Below are 26,118 nucleotides of genomic sequence, written 5' to 3'. Positions count from 1 at the left end.
CTCAGGCTCCAGCGGTTGCGGAAGAGGGGGCCTGCGGCATGCGCCGCAGCGGGAACTCGGCAGCCGGCAGCGGCGCGCACATGTCGGCCAGCGTCACCGAGGCCAGTGCACGCTCGACGGCGGCGTTGATGCGCCACCAGTTGCTACGCACGCCACAGTGGTCGTCGATGGGGCAGCCGTCGCCGTGCACCGTGCAGGACGTCATCGCGATGGGGCCCTCCAGCACGTTGACGACGTCGGCGATGCTGATGCGCTCGGGGGCGTGCGCCAGGCGATAGCCGCCCTGGGCGCCGCGCGTGGCCTCGACCACGCCCGCCTGCGCTAACTGGCGCAGCAGCTTGGAGACGGTCGGCGCGGCGACATGCGTGCGCTGGGCGAGATCAACGGCAGAGCGCCGCTGCTCCGGTGCGCGTGCCATCTCCGTAAGGATCACGGTGGCGTAGTCTGTAAGCTTGCCGAGCTTCATGGGGGTCAATTCCAACCAATCTGGTATGGATTGTACCCTTCGTCGCACGCTCTTGCAGTCCGTGTACCGCTTGTCGAGGCGCCGGCGGCGCGGCTCAGGCGGGGACGAACACCGGCCAGCGATCGACCAGTGCGCCAGCCTGGACGACGTATAACGGCCCGAACTGCAGCATCAGGGCCTCCGATTGGCGTGGTCGGAGGAAGACCCAGTCTCCCGGGGCGAGGTCGGCTGCCGGCGCGCTGGTGAGCATTTCCTGGTTGCTGCTCCGACCAAAGAGGGGATTCGGCGCCAGGCCGGCGGGCGAGTGCGCGTCGGCCATCCAGTTGCCGCCGTAGATGAAGTGGCTGCGAGTGAGATTCGGGTTCCACAGTCGCGCCGGCCATTGCGCCCATTCGACGCCGGGTAGCTCCGGGCCGGCGCTGCTCTTGAGCACAGGCGTGGTGATCCAGAGCGCGGGCCGGAAGGCTTCCAGCGTCGGCAGGTCGAAATCTGAAGGCTTGAGCAGCGCGCTGCCGATGGCGAGGTCATTGGTGGGCGCGCGCTCGTCGTGGAGGACGAAATTCGGGCTGCCGGCACCGTTGAAGACCATGGGCAGGTCCTGCTGCAGCGTGAGGAGGTCCGGCGCCTCCCGGCGCAGCAGACGAATGTAGTGCTCATAGCGCGCATTCGCCAGCTGTTGCAGGGCATCGGGGCTGCCCAGCGGCGCAGGCAGCTTGACGACGTGCGGATCGTATCCCATGAACCCGGACAGCCTTAGATGCCGGCTGTTGTCTCGCAGCATGCGCAGCATGGCAACGAAGTCGCTGTCGTTGTCGACGCCACCCCGGTGCAGACCGACGTCGATCTCGATGCTGATACGCATGCGCAGGTTCTGGGCGCGCGCCAGCTCGGCGTAGGCGGCCAGTCGCGCAGGCGTATCGACCAGCCACTGCAGCTGGCGCTGCGGATCGAAGCGGCCCGGATGGAGGCGCTGGTAGAAGCGCTCGGCTGCCGGTACCGGCATGGGCTTGCCGAGCAGCAGATCACTGTCCGGAAAGTCTCGGGCAAGAAGATTCGCGAAAGGCTGGTGAAAGCACATGATGCGGTTCGAGTGCATCGTTACCAGCACCTGCTCGATGAGGTCGGGACAGGGCAGCGACTTGGAGACCAGTCGATAGTGCTTGCCGGCCGGCATGTTCTCGCGCAGCGCGATGAGATTGTGGTTGAGCCGATCGAGGTCCAGCACCAAACAGGCCGTGCCGGGGCCGTCGCGCTGCATCAGGGTCTGCAGATCCGCAAAGTAGCGATCGTGCGGCTCAGCGCGCGCCGCCGGGCGTAGCCAGGCGCCTCCGCCGATCAACGCCGAAGCGGCCAATCCACCGGTGATGAGCCGACGCCGCTTCACACAAGCTCCGGCGCGAAGAGCCGCCGAAGATAGGGGCTGAGCATGCGCCCACGCGGGTCCAGCTCGCGGCGCAGGCGCTGGAAGTCCTCCCATCGCGGATACAGCTCGGCCAACTCGCGCGCGCCCAGTGAGTGAATCTTGCCCCAGTGCGGCCGGCCGCCGTACCGCCGCAGCACTGGCTCGGCGGTGGCGAAGAGCGCCTCCGGGTCGCGCTTCCAGTACTGGTGCACCGAGATCGCCATCCGCGGGGCAGTGTGGAATGGCGACAGCCAGGAGGTCTCCCCCGCGACGTAACGGCACTCGAAGGGGAAGAGCACGCCGTGGCCGGCCTTGTCGACGGCCGCTCGCAGCTCTTCCAGGCATTCCAGGCCGCGCTCCAGCGGCACGGCGTATTCCATCTCGTTGAAGCGCACCTCGCGTGGCGACGGGAAGATGCGGTGCGCCCAGTCGACCGCCTCGGTGGTGCCGGCGAGGGTGGTCAACGTTTCCTGCACGGCACGGGCGCTGGCCGGCCAGGCGCGCACGATCTCGCTGGCACTGCGCAGCACCGTGTTCACGGGCGGCGTCAGGCCTCCGCCGCTGGGCTCGGCGTCGGTGGGATCGAGCGTCTTCACCAAGGCCGTATCCGCTCCAAAGAAGCCGAAGAACTCAAAGTGGCGATGCTGCTCGCGCAGCCGCTCCGCCTGTTGCATGACCTCGGCCAGCGGCATTGTCGTCTCGCGCATCGCCAGTCGGTAGCGCGGCTGCACGGCCAGCGTCGCCTCGGTGACGATGCCCAGCGCGCCCACGGCCGTCGCCGCGCCCGGCAGGCGCGGGTCGTCGGGCCCGAACTCGAGAAACTCCCCCTCGGCTGTGCACAGGCGCAGGCCGTGCACCATGTCGGCGAAGCTCGGCAATCCGATGCCGGTGCCGTGCGTGGCGGTGGCGATGGCGCCGCCGATGTGCTGCGGGTCGACATCGCCCTGATTGGGGAAGGCACAACCGGCCTCGAAGAGTGCTGCGGCGGCATCGTGGATGCTACTGCCCGCGCCCAGGCGGGCAGTGCCTGCTTTGGCGTCGAGCCTGTGCAGGCCGCGCAGCCGTGACAGATCCACCATCGCTGCGTCGCTGGCCGCTACTGCCGAGAAGCTATGGCCGGCGCCCACCGGTCGGATGGTGCCGCCGTAACCGCGCAGCAACTCGACAAGGGCATCCTCGTCCGGTGGGTGGAAGAAGCGTTCCGGGCGCGCTGTCACGCGCCCCGACCAATTCCGCCAGAGCGCGCCGTCGGCGCGGCCGCTCTCGGGTCGCCCGCCGCAGGCCGTCAGCAACGGGACCATGCCGGCGCCCGTGCTGGCCGCAGCGATGCCGCGCAGCAGACTGCGCCGGTCGACGCCGCGGCCGAGTCCTTCAGTCTCCATCCTGCTCTCCCCAGCCGCCGCCACCCGGCGTGGCGATGCACAGGCGGCTGCCTGCCGGAACCTCGCGGCGTGCGCGGCGGGGCAGGGTGTCCCGATGCCCATCCGGCAGCAGCAGCAGATTCTCGCCCGGCAGCCCGTTGCCACCGCTCTCGGCGCCGCGGGCGCCGCGGCAGCGGCGATTGCTGATGATGGCGAGATCCACGGCCTCCAGCAGCTCCAGTTCGCGGACGAGGCCGTCTCCGCCCCGGTGGCGGCCGCCGCCGCCGCTGCCACGGCGAATCGCGAAGCACCGAACGCGCAACGGCATCTGGCGCTCGAGGATCTCCGGGTCGGTGATGCGCGAGTTCGTCATATGGCTGTGCACGGCATCGGCGCCGTCGAAGTCCGGGCCGGCACCGCTGCCCCCGGCCAGGGTCTCGTAGTACTGGAAGCGCGCATTGCCGAAGCTGATGTTGTTCATGGTCCCCTGTGATTCCGCCATCGCTCCCAGCGCCATCATCAGAGCATCAGTGATGGCCTGGGAAGTCTCGACGTTACCTGCGACCACCGCCGCCGGCGGCCGCGGGTTGAGCAGGCTGCCCGGCGTCACGATCAGATCGACTGCCTCCAGGAAGCCGTCGTTAAGGGGCAAGGGCTGTGCCATGACGCAGCGCAGGGCATACATCACCGCCGCGCGCAGCACCGGGCGCGGTGCGTTGGTGTTGCCCGCATCGACGCCGCTGGAGGCGCTGAAGTCGAGCCGCAGGCGGCCTTTCGCGACACTGAGTTCCAGCGCCACCTCCTGGCCATCGTCGAGGATCACGTGGTGCGCACCCGGCGCCAGGCCGGCGATGAAGTCTGCCACCGCTCCGGCACTGTAGTCGCGTACCGCCTGCATTTGTTCGTGAATCAGTGCGACACCGGTATCGGCGGCAAGGACTTCCAGCAGGCGCACGCCACGCGTGCAGGCGGCGAGTTGGGCGCGCAGATCGGCGAGGTTGGCCACGGGATCGCGCGCGGGCCATTGACCTTTGGCCAGCGCCGCGTGCAGCGTCGCCTCGTGCAGGCGCCCGCCGCTTGCGGCCCGCAGGCCAGTGAAACGGATGCCTTCCTCTTCGATGTTGCGGCTATCGGCGGGCATCGAGCCCGGGCTGATGCCGCCAATGTCTGCGTGATGAGCGCGGGCGGCGACGTAGGCCGATACGGTGCCCGAATCTTCCAGTGACACAGGCATGACCAGCGTCAGGTCGGGCAGATGCGTGCCACCGCTGTAAGGGTCGTTGATCAACCACGCTTCGCCGGGTTCCGGATGGTCGCCGTGCAGCGGTCGCACTGCCTGCACCGAGGCACTCATCGAGCCGAGATGCACGGGTATGTGCGGTGCGTTGGCGATGAGCCGACCCTCGGCGTCGAAGATGGCACAGGAATAATCCAGGCGGTTGCGAACGTTGACTGACTGCGCGCTGCGTCGCAGTGCCTCGCCCATCTCGCTGGCGATATGCATGAAGCGTGCGTTGAACAGCTCCAGGCGCGCCGCTGCGCTGTCTGCGATATCCACTGCCGCCGCGGTGACGCGCTCGGCGCGAATGCCCTGGGTGTCCCGCCATGCTCGCCAGCCTGGCGCCAGCACGAAACTCGACTGGGCCAGGCGGACCAGAGCCGGGCCCTCGACGGGATCGGTGCCGAGCGCGGTGAGCACCGGCACGTCGCGCCAGCGGCCGTCGGCCAGGTGCATCATCGGCTGCGTGCCATCGCGCAGCGTGACCTCGGAGGGGCCATCGCCGGGTGCTTCGGCTCCGTGTTCGCGCGCACGCATCCGCAAGGCCGCGACGTGGATCGGGCGGCTGGCATCGGCGAAGCCGTAGCGCTGCTCGTGGGCGCGTGCGAAATCCGCGGCCAGGGATTCGGCGTCGCTGCTCTCATTGAAGGACAGCTCGATGACGGTGTCGCCGCGCGTGTAGTGCAAACGCAGCTCGGCTTCCGCTACGGCCAGCGCGCTATCCTGCTCGGCCAGTTGGCGCTCGGCCTCGGCGCGTAGCCGGGGCAGGGCGTCGTGGGCGCGCGCCACAGCCGTATCGTCCAGTAGCGCATCGATGGCGGTCTCCTTGGTGACCCCCACGGCCGCCAGGCCGACACCCACTGCCGACAGCACGCTGGCCTGGGCCGGCACCAGCACAGAGCGCAGGCCCAGCGCTTCGGCGACGTCACAGGCGTGCTGCGCGCCGGCGCCGCCGAAGGCGACCAGGGTGTGATCGGCGATGTCCACACCACGCGCGACGCTGATACGGCGCACGGCAGCAGCCATGTGCTCGTTGGCCAGCTGCAGCGCGCCGCGTGCGGCTTCGAAGCGCTTGGTCTCCGAGCCGTCGCAACAGGCCAAGGCGTCAAAGGCCGCCGCAGCTGCTTGCGTATCCAGTGGCGTGTCGCCATTCGGTCCGAAAACCGGCGCGAAGTTCGTCGTATCCAGCCGGCCGAGCAACAGATTGGCATCGGTCACGGTGCCACTGCCACCGCGGCCGTAGCAGGCCGGGCCGGGCTCGGCGCCTGCCGATTCCGGACCCACCCGCATACGCCGGCCGTCGTGGAAGACGCGCGAACCACCACCGGCGGCCACCGTCTGCAGATCCAGCGCCGGTGCGCGCACGACCTGGCCGGCCACGGTGGCCGCGTCGCGGACGGGCGCGTCGCCGCGGCTTTCGAAGACATCGGTGGAGGTGCCGCCCATGTCGAGGCCGATGAGCGCGTCCAGGCCGGCGGCGCGGGCTACGCTGCCGGCGCCGATGACCCCGCCAGCCGGGCCGGAAAAGATGCTGTTGCGCGCCGCCAGATGCGCAGCTTCTGCGAGGCGGCCGTCGGATTGCATGAAGCGGATGCGCGTGCCGGGCAGGGCAGCGGCGAGATCACGGGTATAGCTTGCGAGAACCGGAATCAGCGCGGCCTCGACGACGGCGGTCTGCGCACGATCGAGCAATCCGGGCTCCGGCGAGACCTCGTGACTGCAGCAGCATTGTGCGAAGCCCGCTTCGCGAGCCATCGCGGCGATGCGCTGTTCCTCCTGCGGGTACTGGGCGCCGTGCAGCAGCGCCACCGCGAGGCTGTCGACGCCGTCTTCGCGCAGCTCGGCAAGTACGGTGCGCAGCACGGATTCGTCGAGCGGCACCAGCAGCGCGCCGTCGGCACCGCGACGCGCCGTGACGCCGTGCACTTCACGGCAGAGCTGCTGCCGTGGCGGGATGGCCAGTGCGAAGATGTCGGGACGCGACTGGTCGCCTATGGCCAGCAGATCCTCGAAGCCGCTATTGGTGATGAGCGCGCAAGGCGCTTGACGGCCTTCGAGCAAGGCATTGGTGGTGACGGTGGTGCCCAGCCGCAGCTCTGTCACCGCACCCTCGGCGATAGCGGCATCCGGAGGCAGCCCGAGCAATGCGCGCGTGCCGGCCAGCACGGCGTCGTCGTAGCGCGCCGGCGCGTGGCTGAGCAGCTTCTGCGTATGGCGAGTGCCGTCGGGCGCGATACCGACGAGATCGGTGAAGGTGCCGCCGCGATCAGCGTGGATGCGCCAGCCGGCGGTCGGGAAAGGGTTCGGCATGAGACGAACGCTAGGGCGCGCGCGCCATGCTGGCAAGCCCTGTCTGTCGCATACTTCGGGCATGGACATGCAAGCCGCAACGCTTCCCTGGCCGGTGGCCGAACCCCACTGCATTCGCGTTACCGTCGGCGCCGAGGATATCGATGCCTTCGAGCACACCAACAACGTCAGCTATCTGCGCTGGTTGGAGCAATGCGCCTGGTCGCACACCTGCGCGCTGGGCCTGGACATGGATGCCTATCGGCGTATCGGCACCGGCTGCGTCGCCCGTCGCCACGAGTTGGACTACCTGGCCGCGAGCTTCGAAGGTGACGAGCTGATTGTCGGCACCTGGATTGAGGAAAACGACGGCCGCGTCACGATGTGGCGCGGCTATCGCATCTTCCGGGCGGCGGACGCGCGCGAAGTACTGCGCGCGCGCACGCAGTGGGCCTGCGTCGACATGGCCAGCGGCCGGCCGAAGCGCCAGCCGCCGGAGTTCGTGGCGGCCTACGCGGCCGCCACTTCAACTTGATCGCCTAGGAAGGATTTTCTGCGCCCGCCTGCGTGGTCTGGCTTGCGGGGCTGCTCGTCGATCCACCCGCCCGGCTGGTGAGTTCGCCGAACTTGCTGCTGAGGCTCTCCAGCTTGGCTTCCCATTCGGCGTCGGGGGTCTGGCCGGCGGTTACCTTCTCGAAGACCTGCATCAGCGCCACCATGCCGAAGGGCTCGATAACGGCCTGCTTGATGGCCCAGGCGAAAACGAGCGCGATGACCAGACTGAGCGCCCCTGCGCTGCCCGGGAACAACGCAACCAGCCCCGCCGCCGGCGCCAGCGCGATCAGGAAGACGAGGAAGGTCAGTCCCCAGATGACGAAGGCAAGGAAGAAGGCGTTCTTCAGGAAGGCCTTGTAGTTCTGCGCGTAGAGAATGAGCGCGCTGCGGCTGGAGCCCCAAGGGTCATCCGAGCCGGTGCGAATGTTGTAGGCGAGGATGACCTCGTCAAGATAGGTCAGCGACAGGCGCAGCACCGTGTTGAGGAAACCGACAAGGCCCTGGCTGCCCGGGATGGGCAGGAAGCTGGCGATGGTGAAGAAGGCGCGATTGAAGGCATTGATAACGCCCTTGATCAGCTGGTCGACGGCAAAGAGTACGGAGGATTCACCGAAGCGCTTCTTCACGATCTCCTGGGCGTAGGTGATCTGGCCACGGCCGCCGGGGACCTCGCGTCCGGCCATCAGCTCGACCAGTACGGCGATATGTCCGGCCTTGACCAGATAGAGCAGATACTCGCGCAGCAGATAGACCGCCGCCCCCACCAGCCCGAAGCCAATCAGGCCGCCCCAGGCACTGAAGCCGGCCGCGTTGTCGCCGATCGAGCCCACCAGCCAGCCGGTTCCGGCGCCGACGCCAGCGCCGAGCACGTAGGCCAGCGTGATGCCCAGATAGATCAGGAAGCGGAAAACGAGAAAGGCAGCGCTGCGCGAGAGCAGGCTGATGATCTCGCCGATCTGGAAATCCTTCATGAAGCGTCCCCCGGAAGCCGTTGAAGACCGGAATCTTGCGGCGGCGCGAGCACTTCGCGCGTCCCGCGTACCCGGTACGCGCGCGTCAGTCGCTGTCGAGCGCGGCGAGGAAGGCATCGAAGCGCTGTGCGACTTCCTCGAGGCGTTCATTGAGGCTGTGACCAGCGTCGAGCATGTGGAGGAGCGCGCCACGCGTGGCGCAGAAGCGCTCGGCCACCGCCGGCGGCACGATATCGTCCTGGGCGCCGTGCAATACCTCGCAGTGCGCGGGGATGCCGGCGGGCTCACTTTCCCAGCCCGGGAAATAGAGCGCCGGTGCCATCAGAAAGAGTGCGTCCGGGGTCAGCCGGGCGCAGGCGTGGGCGGCGACGTAGCCGCCCATGCTGGAGCCAACCAGCACCAGTGGCCGGCCTTGTGGCGCGGCTTCAAGGAGCTGGGCTAGGCGCTCGTCCGGGTCCATGGTGTGCGTATAATCCGGAGACATCACGGCGAAGCCACGCGCCCGGCCGATCTCGGCCAGTCGCGTGATCTTGGTACCCCACGGCCCGCTTTCCTTGCCGTGGTTGAAGCAGATCAGGGCATCGCTGTTGGGCATGGGAGACGGTCGTTATGGCCCGGAAGAAAAAAGAGGATGAGGCAGGCGGCGACAAGCGCAGTCTATCCGCCCGCTTCGCAGCCCGTCGCAAGCGGCGGGAGCCGCTTGATGTGCAGGTAACGCTGGCCTTCCGCTTCGGTGAGGAAGAAGGCGATAAGGTGACCATGCTCAATGAGCGCAGTATCCCGATGGTAGGCAACGTCTTCCAGTACCGCGACCGAATCGCGCGCAGTTTCGCGTTGCTGATGTTGCGCGCCGGCGTCAGCCAGCCCAAGGTCGTCGCAGAGATCCTGCCCGCGGCGAGTTGGTTTCGTACCCGCCGCCGCGCCGATAACGAAAACGACAAGGGCTGATCCATGCTGCGCGCGCTGCAGATCCTCAACGTGGTGTTGCTGGCCCTGGGGATGACATTCACGGTTACCTTGGCGGTGGTCGCCCTGCTGCTTTCCGTCTATGTCGGCGAGTATCCGCGCTATCAGGACACCCTCGAAGGCACCATCGTTGTTTCGCTGCTGGCGCTGGTAGTGGCAGGCGCGGGCGCCCTTTGTTTCCAGTCGCTGCGTCGTCGCTGGCCGCTGTGGCCGGCCCTGCAGGGGCTGGGCTGGGGGGTGGCCATCGTCGTCGTCATGGTCGGCATTCAAATGCTCGGAGCACCGCAATGAATCAGTTCCTGTGTCTCAGCGGCTCGCTGCGCGCCGAATCCTTCAACACGCGTTTGCTTGGTGTTGCGCGCGGTCTGCTTGACGGTACCGGTCGGGAAACCGAGATGGTGAGCCCTGACGATCTGCGCGCGCTGCCGCTGATGGATCAGGATCTGGAGGCGCGCGAAGGGTTGCCCGACGCAGCCATACGCCTCAAGCGCGCCTTCGCCGAAGCCGATGGTGTGCTGATCGCCTGTCCGGAATACAACGGCTCGATCACGCCGCTGCTCAAGAACATCATCGACTGGGTCTCGCGTCCGAATGAGGAACTGCCGGCGGCGCGCTGCTTCGGCGGCAAGCCCATGGCGCTGATCGCAGCATCGCCCGGCGGACTGGGCGGTATGCGCGGCCTGCGCCACGTGCGCGAGATCCTGGGCAATCTCGGCGCGCTGGTTGTGCCCGCACAGCTGGCGCTGCCAGGTGCCGGCGATGCCTTCGATGATTCGGGCCTGCTGCGCGACGCCAAGCGCCAGCAGGCGCTTGCCGCAGTCATCGATGACCTGCTCTTCTGGGTGCGCGCGGCAAAGGGAGCGAATTGATGCTGGCACCGCAACGCTACAATTTCTGGGCATTGCTGCCCGTCTTCGCCGGCCTGTGCTGGCTGAATGCCGGCAGCGGCTGGGGGCTGATCTTCACCATCTGGCCCGGCGCGCTGTTGCTGAGTTCGGGCGTGGCGCTGCTACTGATGCCGGGCGATCCGCGCATTACCCGCATGATGGCCGTGGGTGGCTTGTTGGGCATGCTGCTGGGCCTCTTCTTTTGGACCTTCGACAACGGCGCCTTCCTCGGCGCCTTGCTTTCCGTGGGCAGCTTCGTGCTTGCCGGCCGCGAAGGACTGCGGTTGATGCCCGAGGTCGACAATGTGCCGCTGGTGCCTCGGGAGATCGGCATCTATGCACGCACCGCTCTGGATGAGGCACTGCTCGGCTACTTCTCGGCCACGGCCTCGGTGCCCGGCGGCGGTGACGCCGACGATTGCATCGAGGCGCTGAAAGCGCAGCGAGCTGCCGTGCAGCGGCTGGGCTTCGACCGCGACGCTGCGGGCCTGCATCAGCGGCCCGAGCCTCCGGATCACGTCGAATGGCAGCCGCGCCGCGCGCTCGGGCAGGACTTCCGCGTGCTGCATTTCGACAGTGATTTCGCTGCGCACCCGGAGATTCCGGGCGCCGATCACTACATGGCCTACGAGTCCAATCGCCAGACGGCGGCCTGGGTCTTCGAACATGAAGGCGAGGATCGGCCCTGGCTGCTCTGTGTGCACGGGTATCGCATGGGGCATCCGCTGCTGGATTTCTCTCTGTTTCCGCCCAAGGTCCTGCACGAGAAGTACGGCCTGAATCTGCTGATGCCTGTGCTGCCGCTGCACGGGCCGCGTCGCGCCGGGCGGCGCACAGGCGACCAGTTCCTCGACGGTGATCTGCGCGATCTCTTCCACGCCGAGTGCCAGACGCTGTGGGACCTGCGCCGGCATCTGGCTTGGCTGCGCGCGCGCGGCGCGCAGCGCATCGGCGCGCTGGGATTCTCGCTGGGTGGTTACAACACGGCGCTGCTCGCCGGCTTCGAGCAGCTGGATTTCGCCATCGCCGGCATCCCGGTATCGGATCTGCCCAGCGTGCTGTGGCCGAACCTGCCTGACCTGCACCAGAAGTATTTTGCCCAGCAGGGTGCCGATCCCGATCTATTGCGCGAGGTGCTGACGCCGGTTTCACCGCTGGCGCGGGCCTGCGCGCTGCCGGTGCAGCGGCGCTACGTCTTCGGTGGGCTGGCCGATCGTCTGGTGCCGCCGGCGGAAGTGGCCAAGCTGGCCGCGCACTGGCAGGTCACGCCGCACTGGTATCCGGGCGGGCACGTCACCTTCCGCGGTTCCGGCATTGTTATGCGTACGCTGCGCGAGGCCATGCAGATGGCCGAGTGGCCGCGCCGCTAAGGGGCTTCTCTCGGCTACACTGCCGCCTCATCATTCCCCAACAAAGACAGAGCGCAGCGAGCCCATGGCGCAGACGGTGCTGATCCGAGGAAGCGGGCTGTACACGCCCGAGCACAGCATTAGCAACGAGGAGCTGGTCGAGAGCTTCAATCAGTACGTTGCGAACTACAACTCCGAGCATGCCGATGCCATCGCCCGCGGTGATACCGAGCCGCTGGTGCCATCCGCGGCCGAGTTCATCGAGAAGGCCTCCGGCATCAAATCGCGCTACGTGCTGGACCGCGAGGGTGTCCTCGATCCCGAGCGCATGCGGCCGCGGTTGCGCACACGCGGCAACGACGAGCCCTCGGTCATGTGCGAGATCGGCGAGGCGGCCTGCCGCGAGGCGCTGGCGCAGGCCGGCATGGCGGCCGAGGATGTCGATGGCGTCATCGTCGCCTGCTCGAATATGCAGCGCGCCTATCCGGCGGTCGCCGTCGAGCTGCAGGCAGCGCTTGGTATCGAGGGCTGGGGCTACGACATGAATGTCGCCTGCGCCTCGGCCGCCTTCGGCATCCAGACCGCCGCCGATGCCGTGCGCAATGGCAGCGCGCGCGCCGTGCTGGTGGTGAGCCCGGAGATCTGCAGTGGCCACCTCAATTTCCGCGATCGCGACTCGCACTTCATCTTTGGCGATGCCGCCACGGCTGTGCTCGTCACCGGCAGCGAGACCGGCCCGGAGCCGGGAGATTTCGAGGTGCTGGGCACGCGCCTGCGCACCCAGTTCTCGAACAATATCCGCAACAACGCCGGCTTTCTGAATCGTTCCGAGGATCCGCCGCGTTCGGATGCCGATCGCCTCTTCGTGCAGAACGGGCGCAAGGTCTTCAAGGACGTGGTGCCCATGGTGTCGGAGTTGATCGGCGGGCATCTGCGCGACCTCGACATCGACCCGCACAGTGTGCGCCGCTTCTACCTGCATCAGGCGAATCTGGGCATGAACGAGTACATCGCGCGTCGCGTGCTCGGCCGCGATGCCACGCGCGACGATGCGCCGGTGATCCTCGACGAGTACGCCAATACCAGCTCGGCGGGCTCGGTCATCGCTTTCCACAAGCACCGCGCCGACATCGCCGCAGGCGATATCGTGGTGCTCAGCGGCTTCGGTGCCGGCTATTCGGCGGGCAGCGTTGTCATGCGCCGGCACTGATAGCCGCGCGCCACTCACCGCAACAGGAGGCCGAGCCATGGCCGACGAAGCCCGGCAGGTTCCCACCGCGACGGACACGCGCATCCTGCGCAGTGACTATCGTCCGCCCGATTACGACATCGACGCGATCGAGCTCGACGTGCGCATCGACACCGAGACCGAAGTCCGTGCCCGCCTGCAGGTGCGTCGATGCGAAGGCGCCGACCCAGAGGCACCGCTCTGGCTGGACGCGCGCGAGCTGGATCTGCGCGCGCTGGAAGTCGATGGCGAAGCGGTATCCGAGGCGCGTATCCGCCACGAGGCCGAGGGTTTCTACGTCGAGCAGCTGCCGGAGCGCTTCGAGCTAACCACGCGCTGCATCATCAAGCCCGAAGCCAACACGGCACTCGAAGGCTTCTATGCCTCGGGACCGATGTACTGCACACAGTGCGAGGCGCACGGCTTTTCGCGCATCACGCCCTACATCGACCGACCGGACGTGCTGGCCCGCTTCCGCGTGCGGCTGAGCGCCGAGCGCGTGCGTTTCCCGCTGCTGCTCGCTAACGGCGACTGCGTCGAGCGTGGCGAGGAAGGCGAGGGACTGCATTTCGCTGTCTGGGAAGACCCTTTCGCCAAACCCTGCTATCTCTTCGCGATGGTCGCCGGTGACCTGGCTGTGGTGCGCGACAGCTACCGGACCAGCGAGGGTCGCGACATCGCGCTCGAGTTCTATGTCGATCACGGCAATGAGGGCCTCGTCGATCACGCCATGGGTGCGCTCAAGCGTGCCATGCGCTGGGACGAAGAGACCTTCGGCCTGGCCTACGATCTGGATACCTACATGGTCGTGGCTGCGCGCGCCTTCAACATGGGCGCGATGGAGAACAAAGGGCTGAACATCTTCAACTCGGCACTGGTGCTGGCTTCGCCGGAGACCGCCACCGACGCCACCTTCGACGCCATCACCGCCGTCATCGCCCACGAATACTTCCACAACTACACCGGCAACCGCGTCACCTGCCGCGACTGGTTCCAGCTGTCGCTGAAGGAGGGGCTGACCGTCTTCCGCGATCAGCGCTTCTCCGAGGACGTGCTCGGCGCCGAGGTACAGCGCATCGACCAGGTGCGCATGCTGCGGGCGATGCAGTTCCCCGAGGATGCAGGCCCGACGGCGCATCCGGTACGACCCGAGGCCTACAAGGAAGTCAATAACTTCTACACGGCTACGGTCTACGAGAAGGGTGCCGAGATCGTGCGCATGCTGCATACGTGCATCGGCGAGGAGGCCTTTCGCGAAGGTCTGCGTCGCTACCTGAGCGTCCACGACGGCACCGCCGCGACCATTGAGGATTTCGTCAACGCCCTGGCCGAGGCCTCGGGCGTCGATCTCACGCCCTTCCTGGCCTGGTACGGTCAGGCCGGCACGCCGCGGCTGAGTCTGACGCGCGAATGGGACGCCGAGGCAGGCTGCATGCGGCTGCGCTTCTCCCAGCACACCCCGGCGACGCCTGGGCAGGCTAACAAGAAGCCACTGCCCATCCCGCTGCGTCTGCGCCTGCTCGACGGGGCAGGGGAGCCAGTCGCACTACCCGAGCACCCCGCACGCATCGGCGAGGACATGCTGCTGATGGAAGCCGATACACTGACGCTGGATGTCCCCAGCGATCAGCCGTTGTTGCCGGTGCCCCTGCTCGGCTTCTCGGCGCCGGTGATCGTCGAGAGTGATTTCAATGCCCTGGAGCTGCAGCGCATCGCCGTGCAGGAGCGCGATGCTTTTGCCCGCTGGGATGCGTTGCAGCAGATGCAGGCGCGCGCGCACGCTGCGCTCATGCGCGACGACGGGACCGTCCTGGAGCCGCTGCTCAACACACTGCAGCGCATTGCGGCAAACCCGCCCGAAGACGAGGCGCTGACCGCACAGTTGCTGGCGGCCCCGCGCAGCGCCTGGCTGTGGGAGCAGTATCCGCGCGTTGATCCGCAGCGCTTCGTGGAGGCCCTGGAACAGCAGAAGCTGGCTATCGCGCGCGCGCTGTGCGGGCCGCTGTCGGTCTGGGCGCAGCGCCAACCAGTCGGTGATGAGCAAGCCGGGGAGCGCGCGCTGACCGTTCTGGCGCTCGACTATCTGGTGCTGATCGATGCCGACTCCACGCGTGCGCTCGCGCGCCAGCGCACGGAAGCGACCAATATGACGCTGTCGCTGGGCGCGCTGACGGCACTGTCGCAGACCCACAGCAGCGACTTGGCGGTCGCCTCGGCCAGTTTCTACGAACGCTGGCGCAGTCAACCGCTGGTGCTCGACCGCTGGTTTGCCGTCAGCGCTGCGGCGCGGCACACCGATGTCGAGGCGCTGCGCGGCTTGCTGGCGCACGAGGATTTCGACTGGCAGAACCCGAACCGGATGCGTGCGGTTGCAGGCAGCTTCGCGCGCGAGAATCTGGCGCATTTCCACACGGAGGCGGGCTACACGCTTTTTGCCGAGGTCCTGGAGCGCCTCGACGGCAGCAATCCGCAGCTGGCGGCACGTATGAGCCGGCCGTTGCTCGGCTTTGCTCGTCTGGAGGCGCCGTGGGCGGATTGGCAGCGCGAGGCTGCGGCGACACTGCGCACCAAGACGCGATCCGTGCACCTGCGCGAGATGCTCGACGCAGCGCTGGATTAGCCGGCTGTCACGAAACTGTCACCTAACCGCAATACGCTCGCCGCCAGGCAATAAATGCGTAATAACCGTGGCTGACAATCGCATACTGGTAGTTGAAGACGAAGCGGGCATTCGCGAGATGATCCGTTTCGCGCTGCAGCGGGAAGGCTATGAAGTGATCGAGGCCGAGGATGTGGAGGTCGCGCGGATCAGTGTCGCGGACGAACGGCCCGATCTCATTCTGCTGGACTGGATGCTGCCGGGCACTTCGGGGGTGGACTACGCGCGTGAGCTGAAGTCCCAGCCAACCACGCGCGACATCCCGCTGATCATGGTCACGGCGCGCACCGAGTCGGATGACACCGTGCGTGGTCTGAACGTCGGCGCCGACGACTACGTCACGAAACCCTTTTCTTTCCCGGAGCTGATCGCGCGGATCCAGGCCGTGATGCGACGTGCGGTGCCGGGCGGAGACAGCGAGTGCATCGACGTGGCGGGGCTCAGCGTCAATACCGCCAGCCAGCGCGTGACGGCTAACGGCCAGCAGGTCCGTCTGGGCCCGACCGAGTACCGTCTGCTGCATTTCTTTGCCAGCCATCCGGAGCGCGTCTACACGCGCGAGCAGGTGCTCGATCGGGTCTGGGGCCAGAACGTTTATGTCGAGGAGCGCACGGTCGATGTGCACATTCGCCGCTTGCGTAAGGCCCTGGCGCCCTTCGGCTGTGACGGCATGATTCAGACGGTGCGCGGTACGGGGTATCGTTTCTCGGACAAGATCTGAGCCTGGGGAGGGCGGATGGCGCAGGGGGAGACAAGCGGGTCGGCGCCCAATCGCCGCATGCGCAGCGCGTGGCTGACCGAATTCCGCCGACTGCTCCTGAGTCTGGCGCTGGGCTGGCTCGTCGGCTGGACGCTGGAAGCGCCGCATTTGGGCATGGCCACGGCGCTACTGCTTCTGATGGGTTTCCATCTGCGCCAGCTCTATTGCCTCGCGCTTTGGAGTCAGCAGCCGCAGCGCAGCGAGCTACCCGATTCCGCGGGCATCTGGGGCGTGATCTTCGAAGCCCTTTACGAAACCCAGCGGCGCGCGCGCGGTCGCAAGCGCAAGCTGGCCTCGATCCTCAGCGAGTTTCAGGCGTCCACCGCCGCGCTGCCCGATGGCGCTGTCGTCGTCTCACCGCGCGGAGAGATCGCTTGGTTCAATAGCGCTGCGCAAACGCTGTTCGGGCTGCGCTCGCCGCAAGACATCGGCAACCGGGTCAACAACCTCATCCGCGACCCGGGCTTCTCGCGCTACGTTGACGGCCAGAATTACGCCGAGGATCTGCACCTGCCCTCGCCGATGGACCCGCAGACCACACTCAGCCTGCGCCTGATCCCCTACGGCAACGGCCAGCGGCTTCTCATCGCGCGCGACGTTTCCGAGTCGAGGCGGCTGGACCGCATGCGGCGCGATTTTGTTGCCAACGCCTCACACGAGCTGCGTACGCCGCTGACCGTGCTTGCCGGCTACGTCGACATGATGCGACCCGAGGCTGTGAAGGCTGACGGCCCGCTGGCGCCGTGGGCGGCACCCCTCGATGAGATGCGGCGCCAGCTAACGCGCATGGAGACACTGCTTGAGGATCTGCTCAAGCTGGCGCGACTCGAGGCTGAGACGCCCGCTCCCCGCGGCGATGCCGTGGACATGCCGGACGTGATCGAAAGCAGCCTCGCGGAGGCGCGGCAACTCTCGGCGGGCTCCCATGAGATCGACGCCGAACTCGATTCCGGACTGATGCTCAACGGCCGCCAGAGCGAGCTGCAGAGCATCGTCGGCAACCTTCTCAGCAATGCCGTGCGTTATACCCCCGAGGGCGGTCGCATCCACCTGCGCTGGGCAGTCGAATCCGGCGATGAAGCAGTCCTGCGTGTGGCCGATAGTGGTATCGGTATCGATCCGGAGGTCATCCCGCGGCTGACAGAGCGCTTCTACCGCGTCGACGTCGGACGCTCGCGCGCCAGTGGCGGCACCGGCCTGGGCTTGGCCATCGTCAAGCACGCCCTCGAGCATCACGAAGGTACGTTGGACGTCGAGAGCACGCCGGGGCAGGGCAGTGTCTTTATCTGCCGGTTTCCGTCCTACCGAATCTCGCGTGCGGAATAGGTCGGTCAGGAAGAGAGAAAACGCCGACTGAAAGATCGTTACACTTTTGTGACACGTATCAAAATAACGCGTGAATACTCGGTCTTTACTCAGGGAGAAATAATGACCACTTCGGATTGGCAGCGCCTGAAAATCGGCGCTTTTTCAGCGCTCGCGCTTATGAGTACCTCGGCGGCTGCAGTCACTATCGACACCGATGGAAAGCTTGCCATCAGCGCGGATGACGGCAGTTTCGCGGCGCGATTAAGTGCACGCGTGCACGCCGACGCCAATATGTACAGCAGCGACGTCATCGAGCGTGATTCGGGTGCCTTTATCCGTCGCGCGCGTATCGGGGTGAGCGGCCATGTCCGCAACTGGAGCTACAACATCACTTTCGATAACGCCACCGACGCCGCCGACCTGAAGGATGCCTATCTGGCGCGCGTACTCGGGCCGGGTCGCCTGATCATCGGCCAGTTCAAGCAGTTCCAGGGCTTCGAAGAACTGACGAGCTCCAACGACATCGCCCTGATCGAGCGCAGCCATGTCTCCAATGCCATGACCGCGCGTGCCATCGGTGTCGGTTACCACGGGCGCAGCGGCGATATTGGTTGGGCGGTCTCGGGCTACAACCTGCGCGAGGCTGCCGACGGCGGCAGCCGTGCCACCGACGACGGCTTCGGCGCCGTCACGCGCGTTTACGCGGCCCCATTCGCGGAGCGCGACCGCGCTCTGCACATTGGCGCCAGCTTCGCGTGGGAGAATAGCGACGACGACGGTGCCGGCGTGCGCCTGCGGCCGGCCGGTCGCTCCAACGACGGCCGCTTTCAGCTCTTCGACATCACTGGCGAGCGCGCCGAAGTCGAGCGCCTCAACCTGGAACTGGCCGGCGTGCTGGGCCCTCTGGCCGCTCAGGCGGAGTGGCTGACCGGCTCGGCCGACGCCGACAATCTGCCGAGCGACGATTTTCACAGCTACTACGGGCAGATCAGTTATGCCCTCAGTGCGGGGGCGCCGCGTCTGTACGACGTTGGCCAGGGCCGCATGCGCAAGCCGCGGCCGGACGGCGGCTCCATCGGCGCCTTCGAGCTGGTAGCGCGCTACCAGTATGCCGAGCGCGAGAACGTACCGGGCGCCGAACTCACGACCATGGATTTCGGGGTGAATTACTACCCGAACAACAATGTGCGCTTCATGCTGAATTACAGCATGGCCGAGGATGAGCTCGTTGGTGACGAGCCTGATCTGTTGTCACTGCGTGCACAGCTCGCTTTCTGAAGCGCTGTCATCAAGATGTAACAAAGATGTCATGCAATACGCGGCACGGGGCGACGAATGGGGCCCCACCTTTCCCGAATCAGGAGCTACAGATAATGCGCAAGTTCGCAATCGCCGCTGGCCTAGGTGTGGCCATGAGTTTCCCCGCGGCCGCGCAGGTTGACGAGAATCTGTCCGACTACGAAGCCGTATCCGGCATCTCGGGCAGCGTGGTGAGCATTGGCTCGGACACGCTCAATAACCTCATGACGCTGTGGGCCGAAGAGTTCCAGGAGTTCTACCCCAACGTCACCATCGAAATCCAGGGCGCAGGCTCCTCGACCGCGCCGCCGGCGTTGACACAGGGCACCTCGAACTTTGGGCCGATGTCGCGTGAGATGAAGTCCTCCGAAGTGCAGTCCTTCGAGGAGAAGCACGGTTACCCGCCCACCAAGATGGGCGTCGCCATCGACGCGCTCGCGGTCTACGTCAACAAGGACAACCCCGTGCAGTGCCTGTCGATCCCGCAGGTCGACGCGATCTTCTCGGAAGGGCGTCGCTGCGGCCATCCGGAGGACATCACGCGCTGGGGCCAGGTTGGTCTAGACGGCTCCTGGGATAATCGCGACTTCGCGCTGTACTCGCGTAACGCGGTTTCGGGCACCTACGGCTACTTCAAGGACAATGCCCTTTGCGGCGGCGACTACAAGGCCGGCATTAACGAGCAGCCGGGCTCGGCCTCGGTCGTACAGGGCGTGAGCGAGTCGCTGAACGGCATCGGTTATTCCGGCATCGGCTACATGACCTCGGGCGTCAAGGCCATCGCGATCTCCGAGGAAACCGACGGCGACTGCGTGGAGATCAGCGGCGAGTCCGCGGCCACCGGCGAGTACCCATTGGCGCGTCTGCTCTACGTCTACGTCAACAAGCATCCCAACGAAGAGGTTTCGCCGCTGGTGAGCGAGTTCTTCCGGATGGTGCTTTCCAAGCAGGGTCAGGAAGTCGTCGCCAAGGACGGCTACGTGCCGCTGCCGGCGCCGGTCGCTGCGCGTATGCGCGAGCAGCTCGGCCTCTAAGAGGTCGATCGAAGACGATTTCGGACTCGGCGCGTCGCGCCCGTCCGTATCGCGGTAGAGTCGCTGCCGCAACGCAGCGATAGGGTGGGTGGGCATTGTCCTAATGGGCGATGCCCACCTTGTTCAAAGCCTTGAAATCGTAAGGGGCGCGCGTGGCGCAGCATTCGACAGGGGCGGGATCGACTCATCTGCCAGCGGCGGAAGCGCTGATGCGCAGGCGTAGGCGCCGGCACGCAACCGATAAAGCTGTCAAGTGGATGATCGGCGCTGGCGGCGGTGCCGTCGTCATTGCCCTCGGCCTCATCTTCGTCTACCTCTTCTCCGAGGTGGCGCCCATCTTGCGCAGCGCGAGCATCGATAACCCGCAGACGGTGAGCGCGCCGGGAGACACTGAGGCGGAGTCGCAGACCCTGATGCTCGAGCGCTACGGCGACTTGGGCGCTCGCTTCACCCGCGACGGCACGGTCGTCTTCTGGCGGTTGGCTGACAACAAGTTGCGCGAACAGATCAAGGTCAGCGGCGCCGAAGGTGCGAGTGTTACGGCCTTTCGCAGCGGCGAACCACGCACGCGTACGCATGCCTATGGTTTTTCGGATGGCACCGCGGTGGTGGTGGAGGATGATTACGAGCTGACCTTCCCGAATGACGAGCGCGTGCTCATTCCGGAGCTCAAGTACCCCTACGGCGAAGAACCGCTGACGGTCGACCCCGAAGGCAAAGCCTTGCAACGCCTGGCTGTTCAGAAGGGCTCCGGAGGTACCGAGGGAGCAGTCGTTGCCGGGCTCACCGTAGACAACCGTCTAGTGTTTGCGCGCGTCAAGACCAGCCGCGGATTCCTCGGCGGGCCGGCAGGCGCTGCCGAAGTCACGTCCTACGATCTGGGGCCGGTGCCGCAATTCATCACGCAGATCATGGTCAGTACCAATCTGTCGGATCTGATTGCCTCCACCGACGACGGTCGGCTGCTCTATTTCAATATCGATCGACCCGAGCAGGCCCAGCTGGCTGGGGAGGTGCGCGCCTTCGAGGGTGATGTCGCCATCGAGCGCATGGCTTTCCTCAACGGTTCGCAGTCCTGGATCGTGGGCGGTTCGAACGGTGCCCTAGCGCAATGGACACTGACCCGGGAGGCCGACAACACTTTCCGGCTGCGGCATATGCGCGATTTCGATGCCCACGATGCGCCGGTCACGGCAATCACTGCCGATCACGGTCGCCGCGGCTTCGCCACTGCCGACGCGGACGGGGTATTGCAACTGCACTACGCTACTTCCTCGCGTACGACGCTGCGCGAGAAGGTCAGCGATGACGCGATCGTGGCGGTCGCTCTGTCACCGGTGGACGACCAATTGCTCTTCGAGACCAGCGCCGGCGAGCTCACGCTCTACGAGCTGTGGAACGAGCATCCGGACCTCTCGATCGGCGCGCTCTGGTCGAAGGTGCTCTACGAGGGGCGGCAGGAGCCGGAGTATGTCTGGCAGGCCTCCTCCGGCTCCAATACATTCGAGCCGAAGCTGTCGATGGTGCCCTTGACCATTGGCACGCTGAAGGCGGCGCTCTTCGCCATGCTCTTCGCCACGCCGATCGCCATCGCTGCGGCGATCTACACGGCCTATTTCATGCACCCGCGGATGCGGGGTGCCGTGAAGCCGACCATTGAGCTGATGGAAGCTCTGCCGACCGTGATTCTCGGCTTTCTCGCCGGGCTCTGGCTGGCGCCCTTCGTCGAAGCCAACATCCCGATGGTCTTCATGGTGCTGTTCGGGCTGCCGCTCGGCTTCCTGCTGGCCGCACTGCTCTGGCGGCAGATGCCGCGAGCCGTGTTGAGGCGCATCCCGGACGGCTGGGAAGCGCTGATGCTGGTGCCGGTGGTCTTTCTGACCGGCTGGGTGGCGGTCACGCTGAGCCCGTGGGTCGAGTTGTGGTTCTTCGGCGGCGACATGCGCCAGTGGTTCACCAACATCGGGGTTACCTACGACCAGCGCAACGCCCTGGTGGTGGGCATCGCCATGGGTTTTGCAGTCATTCCGACGATCTTCTCGATTGCCGAGGACGCGGTCTTCACGGTGCCCAAGCATCTGACGCAGGGATCGCTGGCCCTGGGCGCATCGCGCTGGCAGACGGTCACCCGCGTGGTGCTGCTGACGGCGAGCCCCGGCATCTTCTCGGCCGTGATGATCGGATTCGGGCGCGCCGTCGGCGAGACGATGATCGTGCTCATGGCCACCGGCAACAGCCCGGTGGTGAACTTCAACATCTTCGAAGGTATGCGCACCTTGTCGGCGAATATTGCCGTTGAGCTTCCAGAGACCGCCGTCGGCAGCACGCATTTCCGCGTGCTCTTCTTCGCGGCGCTTGTGCTTCTGGTCTTCACCTTCGTCGTGAACACCATTTCCGAGATCGTTCGCCAGCGCCTGCGCGAGCGATACAGCAGCCTCTAGGGAACCGCCATGTCGACGACACGAAACTGGTTCGCCAGCGGCGACCCCTGGATCTGGATGGTGGGGGGCGGCCTGTCCATCAGTCTGGTCATGGTGGTCGGCCTGATCATGCTGATCGCCGTCCGCGGCTTCGGCCACTTCTGGCCCGCCGATCTGGTCGAGGCCGAAGTGCGCGAGGCGCGAAGCCAGGAGACGACCACGTTGCTCGGCGAGATCGTCGAGACCGAGACCCTGACGGCCGTGCAGGCCAAGGAACTCGGGTTGTCGGAGTCCATCGGAGAGGACGAGTTACTGACGCGCTATCTCTTCAAGATCGGGAATCGTGACGTCTACGGGCGTGATTTCCGGTGGGTGCTCGGACCGCGCATCGTCGAGCGCAGCAAGCCGGACACAGCGGTCATGCTGGAGCGGCGCGAATACGGCAACTTCTACGGCTATCTGGTGGACGTGCGGCGCGACGGCGAAGTCATCGCCACCGGCCACGACGCGCTCGATGAGTTGAAGACCCTTCTCGCCGAGAACCGGCGCAAGGTGCAGGAACTGGAGCAGATCGATCGCTACGAGATCGGTGCGATCAACTACCGCATCGAGCAGACGCGACTCGACGAGAAGGGGCTCGACTACAACCGCGACGAACTGAGCGAGGCCGAGTACGAGGCGCGCCTGGCCGAGATCAAGGCCGAGCGTGAGGCCGCGAACGCCGAGTACCAGGAGCTGCGTGTAGAGCGCGACAAACTTCTGGAGGAACTCAATCGCACGGCACTGACTATGCGCACTGCCGATGGGGAGGAAAAGCGCATGCAGCTCTCCAAGCTGGTGCAGGTGTCGGCGAACAACGCCATGTCGGTGGGGGACAAGCTGCTCTACTACGTCGAGCGCTTCAAGGACTTCGTGACTGGCTATCCGCGCGAGGCCAATACCGAAGGGGGCATCTTCCCCGCCATCTTCGGCACCATCACGATGGTGATGCTGATGTCGATCGTGGTGACGCCCTTCGGCGTCATCGCCGCAATCTATCTGCGCGAGTACGCGCGTCAGGGCACCTTCCTGCGCATCGTGCGCATCTCGGTCTACAACCTGGCAGGTGTTCCCTCCATCGTATTCGGCGTCTTCGGCCTTGGATTCTTCGTCTACACGATGGGCGGCAGCATCGACGACATCTTCTATCCGGAACGCTCTCCGGAACCGGTATTCGGTACGCCCGGCCTGCTCTGGGCTTCGCTGACGCTGGCTCTGCTGACGCTGCCGGTCGTCATCGTCGCGACCGAGGAGGGCCTGACACGGATTCCGCGCGCCGTGCGCGAAGGCAGTCTCGCGCTGGGGGCGACCAAGGCCGAGACTCTGCGCCGCATCATTCTGCCCATGGCGGCCCCGGCGATGATGACCGGGCTGATCCTGGCGGTGGCACGAGCCGCCGGGGAGGTCGCGCCTCTGATGCTGGTGGGGGTCGTCAAGCTGGCGCCCTCGCTGCCCATTGATGGGCAGTTTCCCTTCCTGCATCTGGACCGCAAGATCATGCACTTGGGCTTCCACATCTACGACGTGGGCTTCCAGAGCCCCAACGTCGAGGCAGCTCGACCGCTGGTCTATGCCACCTCGCTGATCCTGTTGTTCATCATCATTAGCCTCAATCTCACCGCCATCGCCATTCGCAACCGCCTGCGCGAGAAGTATCGCGCCGACAGCGACTAGCCGGATATTTCGACATGACCGCTTCCGAAGCAGCCACCCCATCGATGATGCCCCCCCAATTCACCGGAGAGAGCAGCGAGCGCACGCTGGCAGACGAGAAGACCTGCATCGAAGTACGCGACCTGGATCTCTTTTACGGCGATACGCAGGCGCTCGATGGGATCACACTGGATATCCCGAAAGGCAAGGTGACAGCCTTCATCGGACCTTCCGGCTGCGGCAAGTCGACGCTGCTGCGTTGCTTTAACCGCATGAACGATCTGGTCGACATCTGCCGCACCACCGGTGATATCCGCATAGACGGCGATAGCATCCAGGGTCCCGATGTCGATGCCGCCGAGCTGCGCCGGCGCGTCGGCATGGTCTTCCAGAAGCCGAACCCTTTCCCAAAGTCGATCTTCGAAAATGTTGCCTATGGCCTGCGACTGCAGGGCGTCAACGACCGTCGCGCACTGGCCGAGTCGGTGGAACGCGCACTGCGTGGCGCCGCGCTATGGGACGAGGTGAAGGATCGCCTCGACGACAACGCCTTCGGCATGTCCGGCGGCCAGCAGCAGCGTTTGGTTATCGCCCGCGCCATCGCCATTGAGCCGGAGGTGCTGCTGCTCGACGAGCCGTGTTCAGCGCTCGACCCCATCTCGACGGCGAAGGTGGAAGAGCTGATCACCGAGCTCAAGAAGCAATACACCATCGTCATCGTCACCCACAACATGCAGCAGGCCGCGCGCGTTTCCGACTACACGGCCTATCTCTACCTCGGCAAGGTCGTCGAGTTCGACGATACCCGCAAGATCTTCACCAACCCCGGCCAGAAAGCCACCGAGGACTACATCACGGGAAGGTTTGGGTGATGCGCGACCGATTTGCCAGTGGCAAATCGCAGCGCGCATCACGCCCGGGCCATGGATGGCCCGGGCCGGGTCACTTAGTGAGGTCTGGAAGACCGAACTTTGTGACAGCGGCGGCCGTTGGCGAGGCGGTGCAACGAAGCACCAACCTCAATAGGCCGCGTGCCTCCAGCGACCGATTTGCCAGTGGGCGAGACGCGACCGAAGCGCCAGTGGCGCTTCGCAGCGCGTCGAGCGCCCGGACAGGAAGTCCGGGCCGGGGGTGCGACATGGCCATCCACGTTTCGCCACGGATGGCAGGCGAACTCGCTGGTCGTAGCAACAGCATCGCTCTTCGCGCATCACGCCCGGGCCATGGATGTCCAGGCCGGGGCTTCCCCGGGCACTGCCCGTCTCGCCACGGGTGGCTTGTAGTCGGCAAGATAGGGACGCAGTCACCCCCGGCAGAAGCCCCACGCTCACACCCCGGCATACTGAAAGCTACTGAAACAACGATTCCCTCCCGCGGAGCCACCCCATGATCGACAAGTCCTCTCTCGGCCGTCACATCTCGCACCAGTTCAATACGGAGATCGAGGATCTGCGCGAGCGCGTGCTCACCATGGGCGGCATCGTCGAGCGCGTGCTCGCGGACGCTGTGGAGGCCCTGGCCTCGGGCAAGGCGAATGCCATGTCGGAGGTCAAGGCGGAGGACCGCAAGGTCAATCATCTTGAGGTCTTCATCGACCAGGCAATCACTCAGCTCATCGCACGCCGGCAGCCCACAGCCAGCGATCTTCGGCTGGTGCTGACCGTCTCGCGCGTCATCGTTGATCTGGAGCGCATCGGTGATGAAGCGAAGAAGGTCTACCGCATGGCCACGCGCCTTACCGACTCGCGCGGCAAGCACGCCGATGCCTTCACGGAGGCGGAAAACCTGGGCCAGCACGTTCAGAAGATGCTGCGCGGCTCGCTGGATTCCTTCGCGCGACTCGACCCCGAGGCGGCCCTGCAGGTGGTTCGGGAGGACGACAAAGTCGATCGCGAGCACGAGGAGATCATCCGGCTGAACATGACCTACATGCTGGAAGATCCGCGCAACATCAAGCGAGCGGTGGACCTGATGTGGGCCGTGCGCGCGCTGGAGCGTATCGGCGATCACGCGCGCAATGTGGCCGAGCACAGCATTTTCATGGTGACGGGCCACGACGTACGCTATGTCCCGCTGGAGCAAGTCGAGGAAGTGGTCCGCGCCGAGCGCTGACAGCGGCAATCGCCCGGGAAAGGGCGCGGCCCCAGTAGGCTTTACACTAGCGGCTTTTCGCCGCCACTCTTCCCGGAGCCG

21 protein-coding genes are annotated in these 26,118 nt (G+C 65.9%); 15 read left to right on the top strand and 6 right to left on the bottom strand.

Features of this window, described 5'->3' with window-relative positions:
• Position 1: 1 nt before the first annotated feature.
• The 4 genes from U743_RS07075 to U743_RS07060 form a co-directional block, all read right to left on the bottom strand.
• Complete coding sequence (locus U743_RS07075) at positions 2 to 466, bottom strand: SUF system Fe-S cluster assembly regulator (protein ID WP_043766790.1); 465 nt, start codon at positions 464 to 466, stop codon at positions 2 to 4.
• Positions 467 to 560: 94 nt separating this feature from the next.
• Positions 561 to 1,850, bottom strand: a complete 1,290-nt coding sequence (locus tag U743_RS07070; protein ID WP_043766788.1) for an alanine racemase — start codon at positions 1,848 to 1,850, stop codon at positions 561 to 563.
• Positions 1,847 to 3,250: a D-arabinono-1,4-lactone oxidase gene (locus U743_RS07065; protein ID WP_052367647.1), complete on the bottom strand. Its 1,404-nt coding sequence runs from the start codon at positions 3,248 to 3,250 to the stop codon at positions 1,847 to 1,849. Before U743_RS07065 ends, U743_RS07070 begins: the two co-directional genes overlap by 4 nt.
• Positions 3,240 to 6,818: a hydantoinase B/oxoprolinase family protein gene (locus U743_RS07060; protein ID WP_052367645.1), complete on the bottom strand. Its 3,579-nt coding sequence runs from the start codon at positions 6,816 to 6,818 to the stop codon at positions 3,240 to 3,242. Before U743_RS07060 ends, U743_RS07065 begins: the two co-directional genes overlap by 11 nt.
• Here U743_RS07060 and U743_RS07055 point away from each other — a divergent pair.
• The gene (locus tag U743_RS07055) at positions 6,817 to 7,332 is read left to right on the top strand and encodes an acyl-CoA thioesterase (RefSeq protein WP_232226740.1); all 516 of its coding nucleotides are present in this window, start codon (positions 6,817 to 6,819) and stop codon (positions 7,330 to 7,332) included. The two genes, U743_RS07060 and U743_RS07055, sit on opposite strands and share 2 nt — an antisense overlap.
• Before the next feature lie 4 nt (positions 7,333 to 7,336).
• Here the strand turns inward: U743_RS07055 and U743_RS07050 are convergent, their stop codons facing one another.
• Positions 7,337 to 8,323, bottom strand: coding sequence for a hypothetical protein (locus U743_RS07050; protein WP_052367643.1), 987 nt, complete (start codon positions 8,321 to 8,323; stop codon positions 7,337 to 7,339).
• Positions 8,324 to 8,408: 85 nt separating this feature from the next.
• Complete coding sequence (locus U743_RS07045; RefSeq protein WP_043766785.1) at positions 8,409 to 8,918, bottom strand: alpha/beta fold hydrolase; 510 nt, start codon at positions 8,916 to 8,918, stop codon at positions 8,409 to 8,411.
• 14 nt (positions 8,919 to 8,932) lie between these two features.
• Between U743_RS07045 and U743_RS07040 the strand changes: the two genes are divergently transcribed.
• From U743_RS07040 to phoU, 14 genes are all read left to right on the top strand, one after another.
• Positions 8,933 to 9,271 carry a hypothetical protein gene (locus tag U743_RS07040; protein ID WP_043766781.1) on the top strand — a complete coding sequence of 113 codons (339 nt, stop codon included), beginning with the start codon at positions 8,933 to 8,935 and terminating at the stop codon, positions 9,269 to 9,271.
• 3 nt (positions 9,272 to 9,274) lie between these two features.
• Entirely contained in the window at positions 9,275 to 9,580 is a 306-nt protein-coding gene (locus U743_RS07035) for a hypothetical protein (RefSeq protein WP_043766775.1), read from the top strand.
• Complete coding sequence (locus U743_RS07030; RefSeq protein WP_043766770.1) at positions 9,577 to 10,158, top strand: NADPH-dependent FMN reductase; 582 nt, start codon at positions 9,577 to 9,579, stop codon at positions 10,156 to 10,158. Before U743_RS07035 ends, U743_RS07030 begins: the two co-directional genes overlap by 4 nt.
• Positions 10,158 to 11,546: an alpha/beta hydrolase family protein gene (locus U743_RS07025; RefSeq protein WP_052367640.1), complete on the top strand. Its 1,389-nt coding sequence runs from the start codon at positions 10,158 to 10,160 to the stop codon at positions 11,544 to 11,546. Before U743_RS07030 ends, U743_RS07025 begins: the two co-directional genes overlap by 1 nt.
• Positions 11,547 to 11,610: 64 nt before the next feature.
• Positions 11,611 to 12,735: a beta-ketoacyl-ACP synthase III gene (locus U743_RS07020; protein ID WP_043766766.1), complete on the top strand. Its 1,125-nt coding sequence runs from the start codon at positions 11,611 to 11,613 to the stop codon at positions 12,733 to 12,735.
• Between the two features lie 37 nt (positions 12,736 to 12,772).
• Positions 12,773 to 15,373, top strand: coding sequence for an aminopeptidase N (gene pepN / locus U743_RS07015; RefSeq protein WP_052367639.1), 2,601 nt, complete (start codon positions 12,773 to 12,775; stop codon positions 15,371 to 15,373).
• Positions 15,374 to 15,440: 67 nt separating this feature from the next.
• Positions 15,441 to 16,133 carry a phosphate regulon transcriptional regulator PhoB gene (gene phoB, locus U743_RS07010; RefSeq protein ID WP_043766762.1) on the top strand — a complete coding sequence of 231 codons (693 nt, stop codon included), beginning with the start codon at positions 15,441 to 15,443 and terminating at the stop codon, positions 16,131 to 16,133.
• A gap of 15 nt (positions 16,134 to 16,148) precedes the next feature.
• Positions 16,149 to 17,498 carry a phosphate regulon sensor histidine kinase PhoR gene (phoR, locus tag U743_RS07005; RefSeq protein WP_084191416.1) on the top strand — a complete coding sequence of 450 codons (1,350 nt, stop codon included), beginning with the start codon at positions 16,149 to 16,151 and terminating at the stop codon, positions 17,496 to 17,498.
• Between the two features lie 102 nt (positions 17,499 to 17,600).
• Positions 17,601 to 18,758 carry an OprO/OprP family phosphate-selective porin gene (locus U743_RS07000; protein WP_043766754.1) on the top strand — a complete coding sequence of 386 codons (1,158 nt, stop codon included), beginning with the start codon at positions 17,601 to 17,603 and terminating at the stop codon, positions 18,756 to 18,758.
• A 95-nt stretch (positions 18,759 to 18,853) separates the two neighbouring features.
• A complete protein-coding gene (locus U743_RS06995; protein WP_043766751.1) occupies positions 18,854 to 19,813 on the top strand; it encodes a PstS family phosphate ABC transporter substrate-binding protein in 960 nt (319 codons plus the stop codon).
• Positions 19,814 to 20,070: 257 nt separating this feature from the next.
• Positions 20,071 to 22,254: an ABC transporter permease subunit gene (locus U743_RS06990; RefSeq protein ID WP_198021964.1), complete on the top strand. Its 2,184-nt coding sequence runs from the start codon at positions 20,071 to 20,073 to the stop codon at positions 22,252 to 22,254.
• Between the two features lie 9 nt (positions 22,255 to 22,263).
• A complete protein-coding gene (gene pstA / locus U743_RS06985) occupies positions 22,264 to 23,946 on the top strand; it encodes a phosphate ABC transporter permease PstA (RefSeq protein WP_043766744.1) in 1,683 nt (560 codons plus the stop codon).
• A gap of 14 nt (positions 23,947 to 23,960) precedes the next feature.
• Positions 23,961 to 24,797, top strand: a complete 837-nt coding sequence (gene pstB, locus U743_RS06980; protein WP_043766741.1) for a phosphate ABC transporter ATP-binding protein PstB — start codon at positions 23,961 to 23,963, stop codon at positions 24,795 to 24,797.
• Positions 24,798 to 25,311: 514 nt separating this feature from the next.
• On the top strand, positions 25,312 to 26,037 hold the full coding sequence (gene phoU, locus U743_RS06975; protein ID WP_198021963.1) for a phosphate signaling complex protein PhoU: 726 nt from the start codon (positions 25,312 to 25,314) through the stop codon (positions 26,035 to 26,037).
• Positions 26,038 to 26,118: the final 81 nt, after the last annotated feature.

Origin of the sequence: Algiphilus aromaticivorans DG1253, from assembly GCF_000733765.1 — a bacterium.
Classification (GTDB): Bacteria; Pseudomonadota; Gammaproteobacteria; order Nevskiales; family Nevskiaceae; genus Algiphilus; species Algiphilus aromaticivorans.
Note: the sequence above shows the minus strand (reverse complement) of the source record. Positions and strands in the feature narration are given on the sequence as shown.

Bases quoted from the DNA above. Each gene is read 5' to 3' on its own strand.
- U743_RS07075 (WP_043766790.1), bottom strand. From the start codon at position 466: ATGAAGCTCGGCAAGCTTACAGACTACGCCACCGTGATCCTTACGGAG.
- U743_RS07065 (WP_052367647.1), bottom strand. From the start codon at position 3,250: ATGGAGACTGAAGGACTCGGCCGCGGCGTCGACCGGCGCAGTCTGCTG.
- U743_RS07055 (WP_232226740.1), top strand. From the start codon at position 6,817: ATGAGACGAACGCTAGGGCGCGCGCGCCATGCTGGCAAGCCCTGTCTG.
- U743_RS07060 (WP_052367645.1), bottom strand. From the start codon at position 6,818: ATGCCGAACCCTTTCCCGACCGCCGGCTGGCGCATCCACGCTGATCGC.
- U743_RS07050 (WP_052367643.1), bottom strand. From the start codon at position 8,323: ATGAAGGATTTCCAGATCGGCGAGATCATCAGCCTGCTCTCGCGCAGC.
- U743_RS07045 (WP_043766785.1), bottom strand. From the start codon at position 8,918: ATGCCCAACAGCGATGCCCTGATCTGCTTCAACCACGGCAAGGAAAGC.
- U743_RS07040 (WP_043766781.1), top strand. From the start codon at position 8,933: ATGGCCCGGAAGAAAAAAGAGGATGAGGCAGGCGGCGACAAGCGCAGT.
- U743_RS07035 (WP_043766775.1), top strand. From the start codon at position 9,275: ATGCTGCGCGCGCTGCAGATCCTCAACGTGGTGTTGCTGGCCCTGGGG.
- U743_RS07030 (WP_043766770.1), top strand. From the start codon at position 9,577: ATGAATCAGTTCCTGTGTCTCAGCGGCTCGCTGCGCGCCGAATCCTTC.
- U743_RS07025 (WP_052367640.1), top strand. From the start codon at position 10,158: ATGCTGGCACCGCAACGCTACAATTTCTGGGCATTGCTGCCCGTCTTC.
- U743_RS07020 (WP_043766766.1), top strand. From the start codon at position 11,611: ATGGCGCAGACGGTGCTGATCCGAGGAAGCGGGCTGTACACGCCCGAG.
- pepN (WP_052367639.1), top strand. From the start codon at position 12,773: ATGGCCGACGAAGCCCGGCAGGTTCCCACCGCGACGGACACGCGCATC.
- phoR (WP_084191416.1), top strand. From the start codon at position 16,149: ATGGCGCAGGGGGAGACAAGCGGGTCGGCGCCCAATCGCCGCATGCGC.
- U743_RS07000 (WP_043766754.1), top strand. From the start codon at position 17,601: ATGACCACTTCGGATTGGCAGCGCCTGAAAATCGGCGCTTTTTCAGCG.
- U743_RS06995 (WP_043766751.1), top strand. From the start codon at position 18,854: ATGCGCAAGTTCGCAATCGCCGCTGGCCTAGGTGTGGCCATGAGTTTC.
- U743_RS06990 (WP_198021964.1), top strand. From the start codon at position 20,071: ATGATCGGCGCTGGCGGCGGTGCCGTCGTCATTGCCCTCGGCCTCATC.
- pstA (WP_043766744.1), top strand. From the start codon at position 22,264: ATGTCGACGACACGAAACTGGTTCGCCAGCGGCGACCCCTGGATCTGG.
- pstB (WP_043766741.1), top strand. From the start codon at position 23,961: ATGACCGCTTCCGAAGCAGCCACCCCATCGATGATGCCCCCCCAATTC.
- phoU (WP_198021963.1), top strand. From the start codon at position 25,312: ATGATCGACAAGTCCTCTCTCGGCCGTCACATCTCGCACCAGTTCAAT.